Source organism: Chloroflexia bacterium SDU3-3, from assembly GCA_009268125.1.
Classification (GTDB): domain Bacteria; phylum Chloroflexota; class Chloroflexia; order Chloroflexales; family Roseiflexaceae; genus SDU3-3.
The window spans coordinates 402,201-419,624 of record WBOU01000006.1 but is presented as its reverse complement, the minus strand read 5'-3'; the positions used below and the strand labels follow the sequence as shown (position 1 = coordinate 419,624).

Annotated in this window: 9 protein-coding genes; 7 read left to right on the top strand and 2 right to left on the bottom strand. The window is 71.5% G+C overall.

Translation table 11 applies throughout. The features are described from left to right. Positions 1 to 5 precede the first annotated feature (5 nt). The 7 genes from dhbC to fes all read left to right on the top strand — a co-directional run bounded on the left by dhbC (position 6) and on the right by fes (position 15,787). A complete protein-coding gene (dhbC, locus tag F8S13_12850) occupies positions 6 to 1,223 on the top strand; it encodes an isochorismate synthase DhbC (GenBank protein KAB8143117.1) in 1,218 nt (405 codons plus the stop codon). Next, positions 1,220 to 2,878, top strand: coding sequence for a (2,3-dihydroxybenzoyl)adenylate synthase (locus F8S13_12845; protein ID KAB8143116.1), 1,659 nt, complete (start codon positions 1,220 to 1,222; stop codon positions 2,876 to 2,878). The genes dhbC and F8S13_12845 overlap by 4 nt, the downstream gene beginning before the upstream one ends. A gap of 68 nt (positions 2,879 to 2,946) precedes the next feature. Beyond that, positions 2,947 to 3,828: an isochorismatase family protein gene (locus F8S13_12840; GenBank protein ID KAB8143115.1), complete on the top strand. Its 882-nt coding sequence runs from the start codon at positions 2,947 to 2,949 to the stop codon at positions 3,826 to 3,828. A gap of 734 nt (positions 3,829 to 4,562) precedes the next feature. Beyond that, positions 4,563 to 5,579 carry an iron-siderophore ABC transporter substrate-binding protein gene (locus F8S13_12835; GenBank protein KAB8143114.1) on the top strand — a complete coding sequence of 339 codons (1,017 nt, stop codon included), beginning with the start codon at positions 4,563 to 4,565 and terminating at the stop codon, positions 5,577 to 5,579. A 26-nt stretch (positions 5,580 to 5,605) separates the two neighbouring features. Further along, complete coding sequence (locus tag F8S13_12830) at positions 5,606 to 12,709, top strand: amino acid adenylation domain-containing protein (GenBank protein ID KAB8143113.1); 7,104 nt, start codon at positions 5,606 to 5,608, stop codon at positions 12,707 to 12,709. A 413-nt stretch (positions 12,710 to 13,122) separates the two neighbouring features. Continuing rightward, positions 13,123 to 14,508: a DHA2 family efflux MFS transporter permease subunit gene (locus F8S13_12825; protein ID KAB8143112.1), complete on the top strand. Its 1,386-nt coding sequence runs from the start codon at positions 13,123 to 13,125 to the stop codon at positions 14,506 to 14,508. 10 nt (positions 14,509 to 14,518) lie between these two features. After that, positions 14,519 to 15,787, top strand: coding sequence for an enterochelin esterase (gene fes / locus F8S13_12820; protein KAB8143111.1), 1,269 nt, complete (start codon positions 14,519 to 14,521; stop codon positions 15,785 to 15,787). Positions 15,788 to 15,932: 145 nt separating this feature from the next. On the opposite strand, the gene F8S13_12815 is transcribed toward fes, so the two are convergent. Together F8S13_12815 and plsY are read right to left on the bottom strand one after the other, a co-directional pair. After that, a complete protein-coding gene (locus F8S13_12815; GenBank protein KAB8143110.1) occupies positions 15,933 to 16,385 on the bottom strand; it encodes a hypothetical protein in 453 nt (150 codons plus the stop codon). Positions 16,386 to 16,787: 402 nt separating this feature from the next. Continuing rightward, positions 16,788 to 17,408: a glycerol-3-phosphate 1-O-acyltransferase PlsY gene (plsY, locus tag F8S13_12810; protein KAB8143109.1), complete on the bottom strand. Its 621-nt coding sequence runs from the start codon at positions 17,406 to 17,408 to the stop codon at positions 16,788 to 16,790. Positions 17,409 to 17,424 lie beyond the last annotated feature (16 nt).

The following is a 17,424-nucleotide window of genomic DNA, read 5'->3' as shown; positions in this document are numbered from 1 at the left end:
GCTGAATGCGAAGGAGTGCGCCTGTGATAAACGAATGCGACGCGGCCCCGGCGGTCTATGCCGCCGAGCTGCTTGACGAGTATAGGCCTGGCGAGTCATTTTTCTTCTCGACCGCCCGCCACACCATGCTGGCCCAGGGCAGCTGCGCCGAGATCCGCTGCCCCGCTGGGCTGAACTTGCCCGATGTGGTGGCGAGCGCGCTGGGCAATGCGCTGGGGCTGGCGGGCGAGCCGCCGGTGGCGGTGGGCGCGGTGCCCTTCGACTCGGCCCAGCAGGCGCGGCTGCGCATTCCCGCCCAGGTGCTGCGCGGCGGGCCGCTGCGGCTGCCGCTGGAGCACGCGCCCCAGCGCCCGGTGCTCACATCCTACGCCGCCCGCTCGGTGCCCGAGCCAGCCGAGCATATGCGCAATGTCGAGCGTGCGCTGGCGATCATGGCGGCGGGCGAGGTGCGCAAGATCGTGCTGGCCCGCACGCTGGAGCTGGAGTCGCCCGAGGCTGTGGATGTGCACCAGCTGCTGCGCAACCTAGCCCAGCGCAACCCCGGCAGCTACACCTTCGCCGCCGAGACGGGCGGCGGGCGTGGCCAGCGCTGCACGATGGTGGGCGCTAGCCCCGAGCTGCTGGTGGCCCGCAGCGGCACCCAGGTCATCTCCAACCCGCTGGCCGGGTCGGCGGCGCGCAGCCCCGACCAGGCCGAGGACAAGCGCCGCGCCGCCGCGCTGCTGGCCTCGGCCAAGGACCGCCGCGAGCACGCGGTGGTGGTGGAGGCGGTGGCCGCCGCGCTGCGCCCGTTTTGCCGCACGCTGGATGTGCCCGCCGAGCCGTCGCTGATCAGCACGCCCACCATGTGGCACCTCTCCACCCGCGTCACCGGCGAGCTGCTGGACCCCGCGATCAGCTCGCTGACGCTGGCGCTGGCGCTGCACCCCACCCCGGCGGTGTGCGGCACGCCCACCGCGCAGGCCCGCGAGGCCATCCGCAGCATCGAGCCGTTCGACCGTGGCTTCTACAGCGGCGTGGTCGGCTGGTGCGACGCCGAGGGCGATGGCGAGTGGGTGGTGACGCTGCGCTGCGCCGAGGTGGCCGAGCGCGCCGTCCGGCTGTTTGCGGGCGGCGGGATCGTGCCTGGCTCGCGCCCCGAGGCCGAGCTGGCCGAGACATCCGCCAAGTTTCGCACCATGCTCCAGGCTATGGGCCTGGGCCAGGAGGCAAAGGATCTATGAGCGAGCGACAGGTGCGCGCATGGCCCCCGCTGCCGGGGGTGGTGCCGTGGCCCGAGGATGTGGCCGCGCGCTACCTCGACGAGGGCTACTGGCGCGGCGAGACGTTTGGCGCGATGCTGCGTGAGCGCGCCGAGCGCCACGGCGACCGCGAGGCGCTGGTGTGTGGCGAGCGCCGCTGGAGCTACCGCGAGCTGGATGCGCGGGCCGATGCGCTGGCCGCCGGTTTCCACGCCCTGGGCATCCGCCCGCAGGATCGTGTGGTGGTGCAGCTGCCAAACATCGCCGAGCTGTTCGAGGTGATCTTCGCGCTGTTCCGGCTGGGCGCGCTGCCGGTGTTCGCGCTGCCCGCCCACCGCAGCGCCGAGATCGGCTACTTCTGCCAGCTGACCGAGGCCGTGGCCTACATCATCCCCCAGAGCTTCGCGGGCTTCGACTACCGCGCGCTGGCGGCCCAGGTGCAGGCCCAGGCCCCCAGCCTGCGCCACGTGGTGGTGGCCCAGGGCGACGCGGGCGCGTTCACGCCGCTGGATGCGCTGCGCGCCGCGCCTGTGGCGCTGCCCGAGCCAGGGCCGGGCGACATGGCCTTCTTCCAGCTCTCGGGCGGCAGCACCGGCCTGCCCAAGCTCATCCCGCGCACCCACGACGAGTACATCTACAGCCTGCGCGGCAGCGCCGAGATCTGCCAGCTGGATGAGCGCAGCACCTACCTGTGCGCGCTGCCCGCCGCCCACAACTTCACGCTCAGCTCGCCGGGCACGCTGGGCGTGCTCTACGCGGGCGGGCGCGTGGTCATGTCGCCCTTCCCCAGCCCCGATGTGGCCTTCCCGCTGATCGAGCGCGAGCGCGTGACGATCACCGCGCTGGTGCCGCCGCTGGCCATGGTCTGGCTGGATGCCGCGCCCAGCAGCCGCCACGACCTCTCCAGCCTGCAGGTGCTGCAGGTGGGCGGCGCGAAGCTGAGCTACGAGGCCGCGCGGCGTGTGCGCCCCACGCTGGGCTGCACGCTCCAGCAGGTGTTCGGCATGGCCGAGGGCCTGGTGAACTACACCCGGCTGGATGACCCCGAGGATGTGATCGTGGCCACCCAGGGCAGGCCGATCTCGCCCGCCGACGAGGTGCTGGTGGTGGATGACGCGGGCCAGCCTGTGCCCCAGGGCGCGGCGGGCCACCTGCTGACGCGCGGCCCCTACACCATCCGAGGCTACTACAAGGCCGATGCGCACAACGCCGAGGCCTTCACGCCCGATGGCTTCTACCGCACCGGCGACATCGTGCAGCTCACGCCCGAGGGCAACCTGGTGGTCGAGGGCCGCGCCAAGGACCAGATCAACCGTGGGGGCGACAAGATCGCCGCCGAGGAGGTGGAGAACCACCTGCTGGCCCACCCGGCCATCCACGATGTGGCCGTGGTCTCGGTGCCCGACCCGTTCCTGGGCGAGCGCACCTGCGCCTTTGTGATCACGCGCGGGCAGCCGCCCCGCCCCGCCGAGCTGGGCCGCTTCCTGCGCGAGCGCGGTCTGGCCGCCTTCAAGGTGCCCGACAAGTTTGCCTTCGTCGAGTCCTTCCCCGCCACCGGCGTGGGCAAGACCAGCAAGAAAGACCTGCGGCGGCTGCTGGCCGAGCGCGCCGCCGCGCCGACCGCACCGCCCAGCTGACCGACCGCTGAAGCCAGCGCACCGCCCGTTTTCCGCATCGCGAAGAGCACCATAGAAAGGACTGCCCTATGGCACTGCCCGCCATAGCTCCATACCCTATGCCCTCCGCCGCCGAGCTGCCGCCCAACAGGGTGGCCTGGGCCGCCGACCCGTCGCGCGCCGCCCTGCTCATCCACGACATGCAGAACCACTTCCTGAACGCCTTCCGGCGCGACGAGCAGCCCGTGCCGCAGCTGCTGGCCAACATCGCCCGCCTGCGCGAGGCCTGCGCGGCCCAGGGCGTGCCGGTGTTCTTCTCGGCCCAGCCGGGCGGCCAGAGCCTGGCCCAGCGCGGGCTGCTCCAGGATTTCTGGGGCGGCGGCATCGCGGCGGGCGAGCAGCCGCAGCGGATCGTGGATGAGCTGCACCCCCGCCCCGGCGAGACCCACCTGACCAAGTGGCGCTACAGCGCGTTCCAGCGCACCGACCTGCTGGCCCAGCTGCGCGCCCAGGGCCGCGACCAGCTGATCATCTGCGGCATCTACGCCCACATCGGCTGCCTGATGACGGCCTGCGAGGCGTTTATGAGCGACATTCAGCCGTTCTTCGTGGCCGACGCCGTGGCCGACTTCACCCCCGAGGATCACCAGATGGCCATCGCCTACGCGGCCCGCCGCTGCGCCGTGGTGGCCACCACCGACGCCGTGCTGGCCACGCTGGCCCCCGCGCCCGCCGCCGAGGCGCTGAGCCTGGAGGGCCTGCGCCAGGCTATCGCCGACCTGCTGGATGAGTCGCCCGCCAAGATCGGCGACGACGACAACCTGATGTACCTGGGACTCGACTCCATCCGCCTCATGACGCTGATGGAGCAGTGGCGGCGCGCCGGGGTAGAGATCTCGTTCATCGAGCTGGCCGAGCGCCCGACGCTGGCCGGCTTCTGGTCGCTGATCTCGGCCCAGGCCACGGCGTAGGGAACTGCTTCACCACGAAGACGCGAAGGCACGACGTTTCTTACCACCAAGACTCCAAGGCACCAAGGGAATGAAGGAACTGCTTCACCACGAAGATGCGAAGGCACGACGATTTTTACCACCAAGACTCCAAGGCACCAAGGGAATGAAGAACAGTAGCCCTCATCTCATCTTTCCCATGCGGCGAAGGTGCCGCTGATGTTTTGATGGTCATATGCACGAACAATAGTGGCCAGGGGCCAGCGAAGACGCGAAGGCACGACGATTTTTACCACCAAGACTCCAAGGGTTGGGGGACGAATACCACGAAGGCACGAAGGGGACGAGCGGGAAGAGGGGGCAGTGGCCCATCATCTCATCTTTCCCATGAGGCGAAGGTGCCGCTAGCGTCTTGATGGCCATATGCACGAACACCAGCGGCCAGCGAACAGCACGGGAACGCCCAAAATTGGGGGTTCCAAGGGGGTTACACCCCCTGGCGGGGTTCCTAGGGGCTGGCCCCTAGGCGCCGCCCGCGCAGGGCATTCACCCACCAAACACGCGCCACCACCATGGTGGATGGGTGCGAAAACGCACAACGAAGGCGGGTGAGCGCACGACGAAGGCAGGTGAGCGCACGACGAAGGCAGGTGAACACCAGAGAGAGACGAGAGAGAGGTTGGCTTGTCCTCCCCAGCGCAGGGGAATGATGGCGATGACGCCACGGTGTTTTTTTGAGACAAAGGTGAAGACCCATGCGAAAACTGCTCATCTCCCTTGCGCTCTCCAGCGCCCTGCTGGCATCCTGCCAGTCGGCCCCGGCGGCCACTGCGCCCACCGAGGCCCCCGCCGCCACCCAGGCTCCCGCCGCTACGGCGGCGCCCACCGAGGCCCCGGCTGCCACGGCTGAGGCCAGCGCGACCCGCACCATCACCGACGCGGCTAGCCGCGAGGTCGCGGTGCCCACCAGCCCGCAGCGGATCGTCACGATCAGCGAGCAGGATCTGGATGGCGCGCTGGCCCTCGGCCTCAAGCCCGTCGGCTCGGTCAACGGGCGCGGCCAGCAGAGCCTGCCCAGCTACCTAGGCGACAAGGTCGCGGGCATCGAGTCGGTCGGCAGCCTGGCCGAGCCATCGCTGGAGAAGATCGCCGCGCTCAAGCCCGACATCATCCTGTTTGGCAGCCTGAGCGACGCGCTGAGCGATCAGCTGGCCCAGATGGAGAAGATCGCCCCGGTGGTCGTCACCTACAAGCTGGCCGACGACTGGAAGACCGCCTTCCGTGGCACCGCCAGCGCCCTGAACCAGGATGCGCAGGCCGAGGCCTTCCTGGCCAGCTACGACGCGCGGGTGAAAGAGGTGCGGGCCGCGCTCGGCGAGCACGCATCCGACCTGATCAGCATTGTGCGCTGGAACGCCACCGGCCCGGGCATCATGGCCCGCGACGCCTTCTCTAGCCTGGTGGCCCGCGACCTGGGCCTGCAGCGCTCGGCCTTCCAGCAGACCGTCGAGGGCTTCTCGCACTCCGAGCCGCTGAGCATGGAGGAGCTGGACAAGCTCGACGGCGACTGGCTGTTCGTGGGCACGCTGAACGCCGAGGGCGACGCCGCACTGACGGCGGCCAAGGAAAGCCCGCTGTTCCAGCAGCTGGGCGTGGTGAAGGGCGGGCGTGTGGTCGCGGTCACCGGCCAGATCTGGGGCAGCCGTGGCGGCCCGCTGGCCTCGCTGATCGTGCTGGATGAGATCCAGAAGGCTATGGGCAGCGCCTCATAGCGCCGAGATATTGTGGGAGTCTTCTCATGCGTGAACTGTGGGATACCGATCTTCCGCTGCTCGCCGCCCAGTCGGGCGTGTGGTTTGCCCAGCAGCTCGACCCGGCCAACCCGATCTACAACACCGGCGAGTACCTAGAGCTGCGCGGGCCGGTCGACCATGCCCTGCTGGCGCGGGCCATCCGCCAGGCCGTGGGCGAGGCCGAGGCGCTGCACGTGCGCCTTGCCGAGCGCGGCGGCGAGCTGCGCCAGTCGCCTGCGGCGGGGGAAACCTGGCCGCTGCACATGCTCGATCTGAGCGACGCGCCCGACCCGCGCGCCGCCGCCGAGGACTGGATGCGCGCCGACCTGGCCAGCCCGACCGACCTGCGGCGCGGGCCGCTGTTCGCCCAGGCGATCATCCGGCTGGGGCGCGACCACCTGCTGTGGTACCAGCGCATCCACCACGCCGTGATCGACGGCTACGGGCTGGCCCTGATCGAGCGCCGCGCCGCCGAGGTCTACGCCGCGCTGGCCGCTGGCACGCCCGCCGAGGCGGGCGCGTTTGCGCCGCTGCGCCCGCTGATCGAGGAGGAGGCGGCCTACCGCGCCTCGCCCGATTTCGCCAGCGATGCGGCCTACTGGCGCGAGCAGCTGGCCGACGCGCCCGAGGCCGCGACCCTGGCCGGGCGGGCGGCGGAGACATCCCACAGCTTCACGCGGCGCAGCACCGCGCTGCCCCGGCCCACGGCCCTGGCCCTGCGCGCCGCCGCCGAGCGCTGCAAGGCCAGCTGGCCCGAGCTGGTGCTGGCCGCCGCCGCGATCTACCTGCACCGCATGACCGGCGCGCAGGATGTGGTGCTGGGCCTGCCCAGCATGAACCGGCTGGGCAGCGCCGCGCTGCGGGTGCCCGCCATGGTGGTGAACGTGCTGCCGCTGCGGCTGGCGGTCCAGCCTGCCATGCCCGTGGCCGACCTCGTGCGCCAGGTGGTGCGCCAGGTGCGCGCCGCCCGCCGCCACCAGCGCTACCGCTACGAGGACATATTGCGCGACACGCGGCGGGTCGGCGGGCGGCTGATCGGGCCGATGGTTAACATCCTGCCGTTCCAGGAGCGGCTGTCGTTTGGCGAGGTGATCGCCGAGGCCCACAACCTCTCGGCGGGGCCGGTGGATGATCTCTCGATCGCGGTCTACGACCGGGGCGACGGCCTGCGGATCGACCTGGACGCCAACCCCGCGCTGTACTGCCCCGAGGAGCTAGAGACGCACCTGCGCCGCTTTGTGGCCCTGCTGGGGCATATGGCGGCAGGCGATGCGGCCACGGTTGGCGGCCTGCCCATGCTGCTGCCCGAGGAGCGGGCCGCGCTGGAGGCCCAGTGGGCCAGGGCCGAGCATCCCATCCCCGCCCTGGCCATCCCAGCCTTGTTCGAGGCCCAGGCCGACCGCAGCCCCGACGCGCTGGCGCTGGTGGCCGGGCCGGAGCGCCTGAGCTTTGCGCAGCTCGATGAGCGGGCCAACCGGCTGGCCCACGAGCTGATCGCGCGGGGCGCGGGGCGCGGCCAGGTGGTGGCCGTGGCGCTGCCGCGCAACGCGTGGGCCATCGTGGCCCTGCTGGCCGCGCTGAAGGCGGGCGCGGCCTACCTGCCGCTGAACCCCGACTACCCGGCGGAGCGGCTGGCCTTCATGCTGAATGACGCCAAGCCCGCCCTGCTGCTCACCGCCGCCCAGCTCGCGCCCGCGCTGCCGGGCGGCGCGGCCACGCTGGCGCTCGACACGGCGGAGCTTTCCGCCGCCCTGCGCGCCCACCCGAGCATCCGCCCGCCCGCGCCCCGCCCCGACGACGCGGCCTACATCATCTACACATCCGGCTCGACGGGCGCGCCCAAGGGCGTGGTGGTGGAGCACCGCAGCCTGGTCAACCTATTCTGCTGCCACCAGCACGAGCGCTTCGCCCCGGCCATGGCGAGCGGGCGGCTGCGCGTGGCCCACACCGCCGCGCTCAGCTTCGACGCCGCGTGGGACCCGATTCTATGGATGTTCGCGGGCAACGAGCTGCACCTGCTGGATGAGCAGACCTACCTCGACCCCGCCGCGCTGGCCGCCTACGTGGCCGCGATGAAGATCGACTACCTCGACTTCACGCCCTCGCACTTTCAGCAGCTGCTGGCCTACGGCATGTTTGGCCAGGGCCGCCACCGCCCCAAACTGGTGGTGCTGGGCGGCGAGGCCCTGCCCGCGCCGCTCTGGGACGCGCTCCAGCAGATCGGGGGCCTGACCAGCTACAACTACTACGGCCCCACCGAGGCCACCGTGGACGCCTACATCTGGCGGGCCGACGCCGACGGCGCGCAGCTGGGCGAGCCGGTCTGGAACACGCGGGCCTATGTGCTGGATGCGGCGGGCCAGCTTGCGCCCCCCGGCGTGGCGGGCGAGCTGCACCTGGCGGGCTTGGGGCTGGCGCGTGGCTACCTGAACCGCCCCGAGCTGACCGCCGAGCGATTCGTGGCCGACCCGTTCGGCCCCGCCGGATCGCGCATGTACCGCACGGGCGATCTGGTGCGCGCCGATGGGCGCGGCACGCTCACCTTCCTGGGCCGCACCGACGATCAGGTGAAGATTCGCGGCCACCGCATCGAGCTGGGCGAGGTGGAGGCCGCGCTGGCCCGCCTGCCCGGCGTGGCCCAGGCGGCGGCGCTGGTGCGCGAGGATGCCCCGGGCGAGCGGCGGCTGGTGGCCTACGTGGCGGGCCAGGGCCACATGCCCGACCCCGCCGCCCTGCGCGCGGCGCTGGCCGCAGCGCTGCCCGCGCCCATGGTGCCCGCCGCTATTGTGGCGCTGGGCGCGCTGCCGCTCACGCCCAACGGCAAGCTGGACCGCAAGGCCCTGCCCGCCCCCGAGGCCCCCGCCGCCCCGGCTGGCCGCGCCCCGCGCACCCCGCAGGAGGCCGCGCTGTGCGGCCTGTTCGCCGAGGTGCTGGGCCTGCCCGCCGTCGGCATCGACGAGGGCTTCTTCGACCTGGGCGGCCACTCGCTGCTGGCGGTGCGGCTGATCACCCGCGTGCGCGAGGCGCTGGGGGTGGATGTGGCCATCGGCGCGCTGTTCGAGCGGCCCACGGTGGCCGGGCTGGCCGCCCGCCTAGGCGCCGCCGCCGCCCAGCGGCCCGCGCTGGTGCCCGCGCCGCGCGGCGCGGATGCGCCGCTCTCCTTCGCCCAGCGGCGGCTGTGGTTCCTGGGCCAGCTGGAGGGGCCAAGCCCCACCTACAACCTGCCGCTGGTGCTGCGGCTCTCCGGCCCGCTCGACCGCGCCGCCCTAGAGCAGGCCCTGGCCGACCTGCTGGCCCGCCACGAGAGCCTGCGCACCGTCTTCCCCGCCGAGCAGGGCGCGCCCCGCCAGCGCATCCTGCCCGAGCGCACGCGGCTGCCGCTGCACCTGGTGGAATGCCAGTCCGCCGCGCTGGACGCGGCCCTGCTGGAGGCCGCGCGCCACGGCTTCGACCTAGCCAGCGAGCTGCCGCTGCGGGCCACGCTGTTCGCGCTCGGCCCTGGCGAGCACGCGCTGCTGCTGCTGCTGCACCACATCGCTGGCGACGGCGCGTCGCTCGACCCGCTGGCGCGCGACCTGGCCCAGGCCTACGCCGCCCGCCGGGCCGGGGGAGCGCCCGCCTGGCAGCCCCTGCCCGTGCAGTACGCCGACTACGCCGCTTGGCAAGCCCGCCTGCTGGGCGACGACGCCGACCCGGAGAGCCTGATCGCCCGCCAGCTGGCCTTCTGGCGCGGCGCGCTGGCGGGAGCACCCGACCAGCTGGAGCTGCCGACCGACCGACCGCGCCCCGCCGTGGCCAGCTACCGCGGCGCGACGGTGCCGCTGGCCATCCCGCCCGCGCTGCACGCCCGCCTGGCCGCCCTGGCCCGCGAGCGCGGCGCGACCGTGTTTATGGTCATCCAGGCCGCGCTGGCGGCGCTGCTCACCCGCCTGGGCGCTGGCAGCGACATCCCGATCGGCAGCCCCGTGGCGGGCCGCGATGAGCGCGCGCTCGACGGCCTGATCGGCTTCTTTGTGAACACGCTGGTGCTGCGCACGCGCACCGAGGGCAACCCCAGCTTCGCCGCGCTGGTCGACCGCGTGCGCGAGGCCGATCTGGCCGCCTACGCCCACCAGGATGTGCCCTTCGAGCGGCTGGTCGAGGCCCTGAACCCGCCCCGCTCGCTGGCCCGCCACCCGCTGTTCCAGGTGATGCTGGCCTTCCAGAGCGCGCCCGACGCGCCGCTGGCCATGGCCGATCTGCGCGCCAGCATGCGCCCGCTGCACATCGGTGCGGCCAAGTTCGACCTGCTGCTGAATCTGGACGAGCGGCGCAGCGCCGACGGCTCGCCCGCAGGCATCGAGGGCTTTCTGGAGTACAGCGCCGACCTGTTCGGCCTGCCCAGCGCCCAGGCCCTGGCCGCGCGGCTGCTGCGCCTGATCGAGGCGGCGGCGGCCAGCCCATCCACGCCCATCGGCCTGCTGCCGCTGCTCTCCGCCCAGGAGCTGGCCCAGATCGAGGCCTGGAACCGCACCGCGCACCCCGTCGCACCCGAGACGCTGCCCAGCGCCTTCCTGGCCCAGGTGGCGCGCAGCCCCGACGCGCCCGCCGTGGTGTTCGAGGGTGCGCAGCTCACCTACGCCGAGCTAGATGCCGCCGCCTGCCGCCTGGCCCGCCTGCTGATCGACCACGGCGCGGGGCCGGAGCGGATCGTGGCGGTGGTGGTGCCGCGCTCGCTGGAGCTGATCACCGCGCTGTATGCCATCCACAAGGCGGGCGCGGCCTATCTGCCGATCGACCCAGACTACCCGCTCGACCGCATCGCCTTCATGCTGGAAGATGCGGCCCCGGCCTGCGTGCTCAGCCTCGCGCCGGTGGTGGGGGTGCTGCCGCAGGATCTGGTCGCGCCCGTGCTGGTGCTCGACACGCCCTCGCTGGCCGAGGAGCTGCGCCGCTACCCCGCGCACGCCCTGGCCCCCGCCGAGCTGGCCGAGCCGCTGCGCCCCGACCACCCGGCCTATGTGATCTACACCTCTGGCTCCACGGGCCGCCCCAAGGGCGTGGTGGTGCCGCATGCGGGCATCATCAACCGGCTGCGCTGGATGCAGGCCGAGTACCGCCTGGGCGCGGATGACCGCGTGCTCCAGAAGACCCCATCCAGCTTCGATGTGTCGGTGTGGGAGTTCTTCTGGCCGCTGCTAGAGGGCGCGACGCTGGTGGTGGCCCGCCCCGACGGCCACAAAGACCCAGCCTATCTGGCCGAGCTGATCCAGGCCGAGCGGATCACCACCATCCACTTCGTGCCATCTATGCTCCAGGTCTTCATCCACGAGCCGAGCGCGGCCCGCTGCACCGGCCTGCGCCGCGTGATCTGCAGCGGAGAGGCGCTGCCCGCCGAGCTGGTGGGCCAGTTCTACGCGCGGCTGGATGTGCCGCTGCACAACCTCTACGGCCCCACCGAGGCCTCGGTGGATGTGACCTACTGGCCATGCCGCCCCGGCGATGCCGCCACGTCGGTGCCCATCGGTCGGCCTGTGTGGAACACCCAGCTGCGCATCCTAGACGCCAACATGCAGCCGCTGCCTGTTGGCGTGGCGGGCGAGCTGTACCTAGCTGGGGTGCAGCTGGCGCGCGGCTACCTGAACCGCCCCGAGCTGACTGCCGAGCGCTTCGTGGCCGACCCGTTCGGCCCTGCCGGAGCGCGCATGTACCGCACGGGCGACCTGGCCCGCTGGCGCGACGACGGCGCGGTCGAGTATATTGGGCGGATCGACCACCAGGTGAAGATTCGCGGCTTCCGCATCGAGCTGGAGGAGATCGAGGCCCAGCTGGCCCAGCGCCCCGAGGTGGCCCAGGTGGCCGTGGTGGTGCGCGAGGACGCGCCGGGCGACCGGCGGATCGTGGCCTATGTGGTGCCTACCGCCCTGGCCGAGTATGATCCCGTGCGCCTGCGCCGCCACCTGGCCGGTCGGCTGCCCGAGTATATGGTGCCCTCGGCCTTCGTGGCTGTGGCCGCGCTGCCGCTCTCGCCCAACGGCAAGCTGGACCGCAAGGCCCTGCCCGCGCCCGACGCCCCCGCCAGCGTAGGCGGTCGCCCGCCCCGCACCCCGCAGGAGGCCGCGCTCTGCGAGATCTTCGCCGAGGTGCTGGGCCTGTCCGAGGTCGGCGCGGAGGACAGCTTCTTCGACCTGGGCGGCCACTCGCTGCTGGCCGTGCAGCTGATCAGCCGCGCCCGCGAGGCGCTGGGGGCCGCCCTGAGCATCGGCAGCCTGTTCGCGGCCCCCACCCCCGCCGCCCTGGCCGCCTCGCTTGACGCGGGCGCGGCAGCCGACGCGCTGGGCGTGCTGCTGCCCCTGCGCGCCAAGGGCGACCAGCCGCCGCTGTTCTGCCTGCACCCGGCGGGCGGCCTGAGCTGGTGCTACTCGGGGCTGGCCCGCAGCCTGGGCGCTGGACGCCCGGTCTACGGCATCCAGGCCAGGGGCGCGGCCTGCGACGAGCCGCTGCCCGCATCCATGGACGAGATGGCCGCCGACTACATCGCCCAGCTGCGCGCCGTGCAGCCCAGCGGCCCCTACCACCTGCTCGGCTGGTCCACCGGCGGCATCATCGCCCACGCCATGGCCCGCCAGCTCCAGCGCCAGGGCGAGGAGCTGGCCCTGCTGGCGATCATCGATGCCTACCCCGCCGACCTGATGGCCGGGCTGCCGGTCTCCGACGAGATCGAGGCCATGGAGGCCCTGCTGATCATGGCGGGCTACGACCTGGATGCGCTGGGCGACCTGCCGATGGAGTTCGGCAGCGTGATCGGCGTGCTGCGCCAGGATGGCAGCCCGCTGGCCAGCCTGGATGAGGCCACGATCATGCGGCTCAAGCAGATCTACCTCAATACCAACTGGGCCATGCGCGCCTACCGCCACCAGCGTGTCGCGGGCGACCTGCTGTTCTTCCGCGCCACCGTGGAGACCGCCGATGACGCGCTGACCGCCGAGACATGGCGGCCCTACGTGGCGGGCGAGATCGAGAGCCACGACATCGCCTGCTCGCACAAGGACATCACCCAGCCCGGCCCGCTGGCCGAGATAGGCCGCATCCTAGCCGCCCGCCTCGCCGCCGCGCTGGAGACACGCTAGCCACGAAGGCGCGAAGACGCGAAGGAGAAGAGGGGACTGATTCACCACCAAGACACCAAGGCTCCAAGGGGTAAACGGGGAGTTGGGCGTGAGACTATCTCACCTCTAAGGTCTTGATGGCCATATGCGCGAACACCAGCCGCCAGCGAACAGCACGGGAACACCCAAAATTGGGGGATCGAAGGGGGCGATGCCCCCTGCGCGGGGTTCATAGGGGCCAGCCCCCTATGCGCCGCCCGCGCAGGGCACACACCCAGTGCCCACGAGGAACCGCCATCGCCGAAGGCACACCCTGCCTGACCCGACGGCAACGCACATGTTCACCAAAAATGTCCGATTCTGCACGAAAAAAACAAGGCTCACCAAAACCCACGAAACCTTGGCGTCCGAGCGCCTTGGTAGCAAAAAAACATATGCCAAAGATCAGCCCCAAGCTTGCCATCTGCATCGTCTACGTCGCCGCCATGATGATGGACGGCCTCGACGCCACTATTGTCGGCCCGGCCCTGCTCGCCATCGGCGGTGCGCTGGGCGTCTCGCCCGCCGCCACCAACATGGTCGAGGTCTCCTTCCTGGTCAGCTTCGCGCTGGTCATCCCGGCGGCGGGCTGGCTGGCCGACCGCTTCGGCACGCGGCGCGTGTTCCTGGGCGCGCTGGCCGTGTTCACCCTGGCCTCGGGGCTGTGTGGCGCGGCCACCACGGCGGGCGGCCTGGTGGCGGCCCGTGTGCTCCAGGGCCTGGCGGGCGGCATGCTGGCCCCCGTGGGCATGGCCATGCTCTTCCGCAGCTTCCCGCCCGAGGAGCGCCTGGGCGTCTCGCGCTTCCTGATGCTGCCCACCACGCTGGCCCCCGCGCTCGGCCCCATCCTGGGCGGCTTCCTCACCGACCACCTCTCGTGGCGCTGGGTGTTCTGGATCAATCTGCCGCTGGGGCTGGCCACTGTGCTGTTCGGCCTGCTGGCCCTGCCCGAGCATGTGGAGGAGGACGCGGGCCGCTTCGATCTGCGCGGCTTCGCCCTGGCCACGCCTGGCCTGGGCCTGCTGATGTTCGCGCTGGGCGAGGGCGCGGCGCGCGGCTGGGGCGACCCGCTGGTGCTGGGCGCGGGCCTGCTGGGCGCGTGCCTGCTGGCCCTGCTCATCCCCGCCGAGCTGCGCAGCCCCGCGCCCATGCTCGACCTGCGGCTGCTGGCCGACGCCCCGTTCCGCAGCGCCGCGCTGGTGGCCGTGCTGGCATCCGGCGGGCTGCTGGGCATGCTCTACGTCTTCCCGCTGATGTACCAGGATGCGCTGGGCGCGACCGCGCTGGACGCGGGCCTGACCGTCTTCCCCGAGTCGCTAGGGCTGATGCTGGCCACCGCCGCGATTGGCTGGAGCTTCCCGCGCCTGGGTGCGCGCCGCGTGATGGCGCTGGGCCTGCTGGGCGCTGCCGCCGCCTTTGTGCTGATGAGCCGGGTCGCGCCGGGCACCAGCCCGTGGGCCGTGCGCGCCCTGCTGCTGGCGGTGGGCTTCTTCCTGGGCCACGCCGTGCTGGCCGTGCAGACGGTGGTGTTCGATACTATCGCCGACGAGGCAATGGGCCGCGCCAGCTCGCTGCTCAGCGTGCTGCGCCAGATCGGCGGGGCGGCGGGCGTGGCCGCATCCGCCGCCGTGCTGGCGGCCTCGGGCGGCGCGGGCCTGGGCGCGTACCAGGCGGCCCTGCTGGCCAGCGTCGCCTTCTTGGGCGGGGCGCTGCTGTTCGCGCTCCAGATCCGGCCCGCGCCCGCCCCGCAGCTGCGCGCCGAGGCCGAGCCGAGTGTATGAGAGGAGCGACATGACCACCCAAGCCCCACAGTCCCCATCCGACCGCCGCACGCGCCCGCTGCCCGTGGCCGCGAGCCAGCGTATCGCCGCCCTCGCCCACGCGCTGGCCCAGGGCGATGCCGACGCGCTGGCCGAATTTTGGCGCGAGGCCGAGGCCCACGGCACGCCGCTGGTCGAGCCTGCCCCCGACGGCTCGGGCGACTGCATCGCCACCTTCCTCTGGCGCGACGGCGCGGCGGGGGCCGAGGGCGCGCTGGTGCTGCTGCACACCGTCACCGACAGCGCCCGCGACGACCTGCGCCAGAGCATGATGGAGCGCATCCCCGGCAGCGACGTGTGGCACCGCAGCTTCCGGCTGGGCGCGGCCTTCCACGCCACCTACCAGCTGCTGCCGCTGGCAGGCGCGTACGCCGCGTTCGACCCTCTTGCCCACGGCAGGCGGCCCGAGTGGCTGCGGATCATGGCCGCCGCCGCGCCCGACCCGCTGTGCCTGCGCCGCTTCCCCAACACCCAGGAGCAGCGCCAGCCCATGTCGGTGGCCGCCATGCCGCAGGCCCCGCTGCCGCCGCTCGATCTGGCGGGCGGCGGGTGCGAGCGACACCGCTTCGCCAGCGCCGCGCTGGGCAACCAGCGCGACGTGTGGGCCTACCTGCCCAAGGGTGCCGCGCCGCGCGGCCTGCTGGTGCTGTTCGACGGCGAGGTCTGGGAGCCGCGCATGCGCCTCTCCGCGTTGCTCGACCACATGATCGCGGCTGGCCGCATCCCGCCGCTGGCCGTGCTGATGCTGGACTCGATCGACGCCGAGGCGCGCGGACGCGAGCTGCCCTGCAACCCGCAGCTGGCCCGCATGCTGGGCGAGGAGCTGCTGCCCTGGGCGGCGGCGCGCTGGCCGCAGCTGGCCTTCGGCCCCGAGCGCACCGTGGTCTCGGGCCAGAGCTACGGCGGGCTGGCCTCGCTCTACCTGGGGCTGCACGCGCCCCACCTGTTCGGGCACGCCCTGGCGCAGTCGGCCTCGCTGTGGTGGCCGGGCGAGGCCCTGCCGGGCCGCGAGCCGGGCTGGCTCGCCCGCGAGATCGCGCAGGTCGCGCCGCCCACGCGCTTCCTCATCACCGTGGGCCAGCGCGAGTGGATGCTGGCCGAGCCAGCCCGCGAGCTGCGCGACGCGCTGGCGGCGGTGGGCCGCCCCGCGCTCTACCGCGAGTACGACGGCGGCCACGACTACCTGTGCTGGATGGGCGGGCTGGAGCGCGGTCTGACCGAGCTGTGCGCGGGCTGGTAGGGGGCTGATTTACCACCAAGACACCAAGAGATACGGAAAACCAAGGGCAGGGTCTGAGAGCAGGAATGGAGCATTCCCATGCAGGGCCGACCGGGTAATGCTTCAAGCATTGCCCGGTCGGCCCTCCGTATATGGCCACGTTACCCTATGTGTAAATTGCAAGGAGTGACATCAACTGAAGGGTTCGCACCTCAGCAGGTGTCGCTTTTGTATTGATGAGGTGCATGTCTGAGTTGACAAAAGCCAAAGCGGAATTAACGAGAGCCAGAGCGAGGTTGACGAAGGTCAGAGTAGTGTTGACAAGGGTCAGAGCGGGGTTGATGAGAGTCAAAGCAGAGTTGACGAGGGTCAGAGCGGGATTGACGAAGGTCAGAGCAGTATTGACGAGGGCCAGGGTGATGTTGACGAAGTCCAGAGCAGTATTGACGAGGGCCAGGGTGATGTTGACGAAGGTCAGAGCGGGGTTGACGAAGGTCAGAGCGGGGTTGACGAGGGCCAGAGCGGGGTTGACGAGGGCCAGAGCAGTATTGACGAGGGCCAGGGTAAGATTGGGCAAAGAACAAAACCACCTTGCCCATGCGGCGAAGGTGCCGCTCACACAAACTGGCCATATGCACGAACACCAGCTGCCAGCATTCGGCATAGGAACGCTCCAAATTGGGGGTTTCGAAGGGGGCCACGCCCCCTCGCGGGGTTCCTAGGGGCTGGCCCCTAGGCGCCGCCCGCGCAGGGCATCCACCCACCAAATACCTACCAGCGCCATCGCTCATTGGGAAACACATCAAAAAAGTGACACTCTGTGAGGGTGATGTCCGCTGGCGGGGTTCCTAGGCGCTGCTCGCGCAGGGCACACACCAATCAACAAAGAGAAACCAGTATTATCGAAGCCGCACCATGGTCGGGCCGATGCCGGCAGCCCCTTGAGCCCGCGCCGCTCAGGCGCGACACACAAAGCAGGCCCCGCCGCACGTGGGTGCGGCGGGGCCTGCTTCTGCGCACGCTAGAACAGCTTCTGAAACTTATTTTCGCGGCCCTCGCGCAGGCGCTGGATATTCTCGCGGTGCAGGTAGAAGATCACCGTCACCGCCACCCAGGACAGCAGCGTGTAGGGCAGGGGCAGCACGCCCATCGCCAGCATCACCACCGAGGTGATGCCGACCGAGGCCGCGCCCGCCAGCGACGCCACCGACGAGATCCGGCCCACCGCGAACACCACCGCCCAGATCGCCAGCGCGATCGCGATCATCAGCGGGCTGATGGCCACCAGCACCCCGCCCGACGTGGCCACCGCCTTGCCGCCCTTGAAGCCAAGGAACAGCGGGAAGGTGTGGCCCAGGATGGCCGCCACGCCCACCAGCACCACCGCCGCAGGCGGCAGGCCCAGCAGGTACATGGCCGCCAGCGTCGGCAGCGTGCCCTTCAGCAGGTCGCCCACCACCGCCATCAGAAAGGCGCTGAAGCCCACGCTGCGCCACACATTCGACCCGCCGATGTTGCCGCTGCCCACCGTGCGCAGGTCCACGCCGTGGGCCTTGGCCACCAGAAAGCTGAAGGGGATCGATCCGGCGAGGTAGCCCACCGCCACCATGCCGAGCGTCGCCAGAACCAGTTGTGTTGTCATCGCGGCCTCCTTTGGC

Excerpts from the sequence above, each read along its gene's own strand:
- dhbC (KAB8143117.1), top strand. The coding sequence starts at position 6 with ATGCGAAGGAGTGCGCCTGTGATAAACGAATGCGACGCGGCCCCGGCG.
- F8S13_12845 (KAB8143116.1), top strand. The coding sequence starts at position 1,220 with ATGAGCGAGCGACAGGTGCGCGCATGGCCCCCGCTGCCGGGGGTGGTG.
- F8S13_12840 (KAB8143115.1), top strand. The coding sequence starts at position 2,947 with ATGGCACTGCCCGCCATAGCTCCATACCCTATGCCCTCCGCCGCCGAG.
- F8S13_12835 (KAB8143114.1), top strand. The coding sequence starts at position 4,563 with ATGCGAAAACTGCTCATCTCCCTTGCGCTCTCCAGCGCCCTGCTGGCA.
- F8S13_12830 (KAB8143113.1), top strand. The coding sequence starts at position 5,606 with ATGCGTGAACTGTGGGATACCGATCTTCCGCTGCTCGCCGCCCAGTCG.
- F8S13_12825 (KAB8143112.1), top strand. The coding sequence starts at position 13,123 with ATGCCAAAGATCAGCCCCAAGCTTGCCATCTGCATCGTCTACGTCGCC.
- fes (KAB8143111.1), top strand. The coding sequence starts at position 14,519 with ATGACCACCCAAGCCCCACAGTCCCCATCCGACCGCCGCACGCGCCCG.
- plsY (KAB8143109.1), bottom strand. The coding sequence starts at position 17,408 with ATGACAACACAACTGGTTCTGGCGACGCTCGGCATGGTGGCGGTGGGC.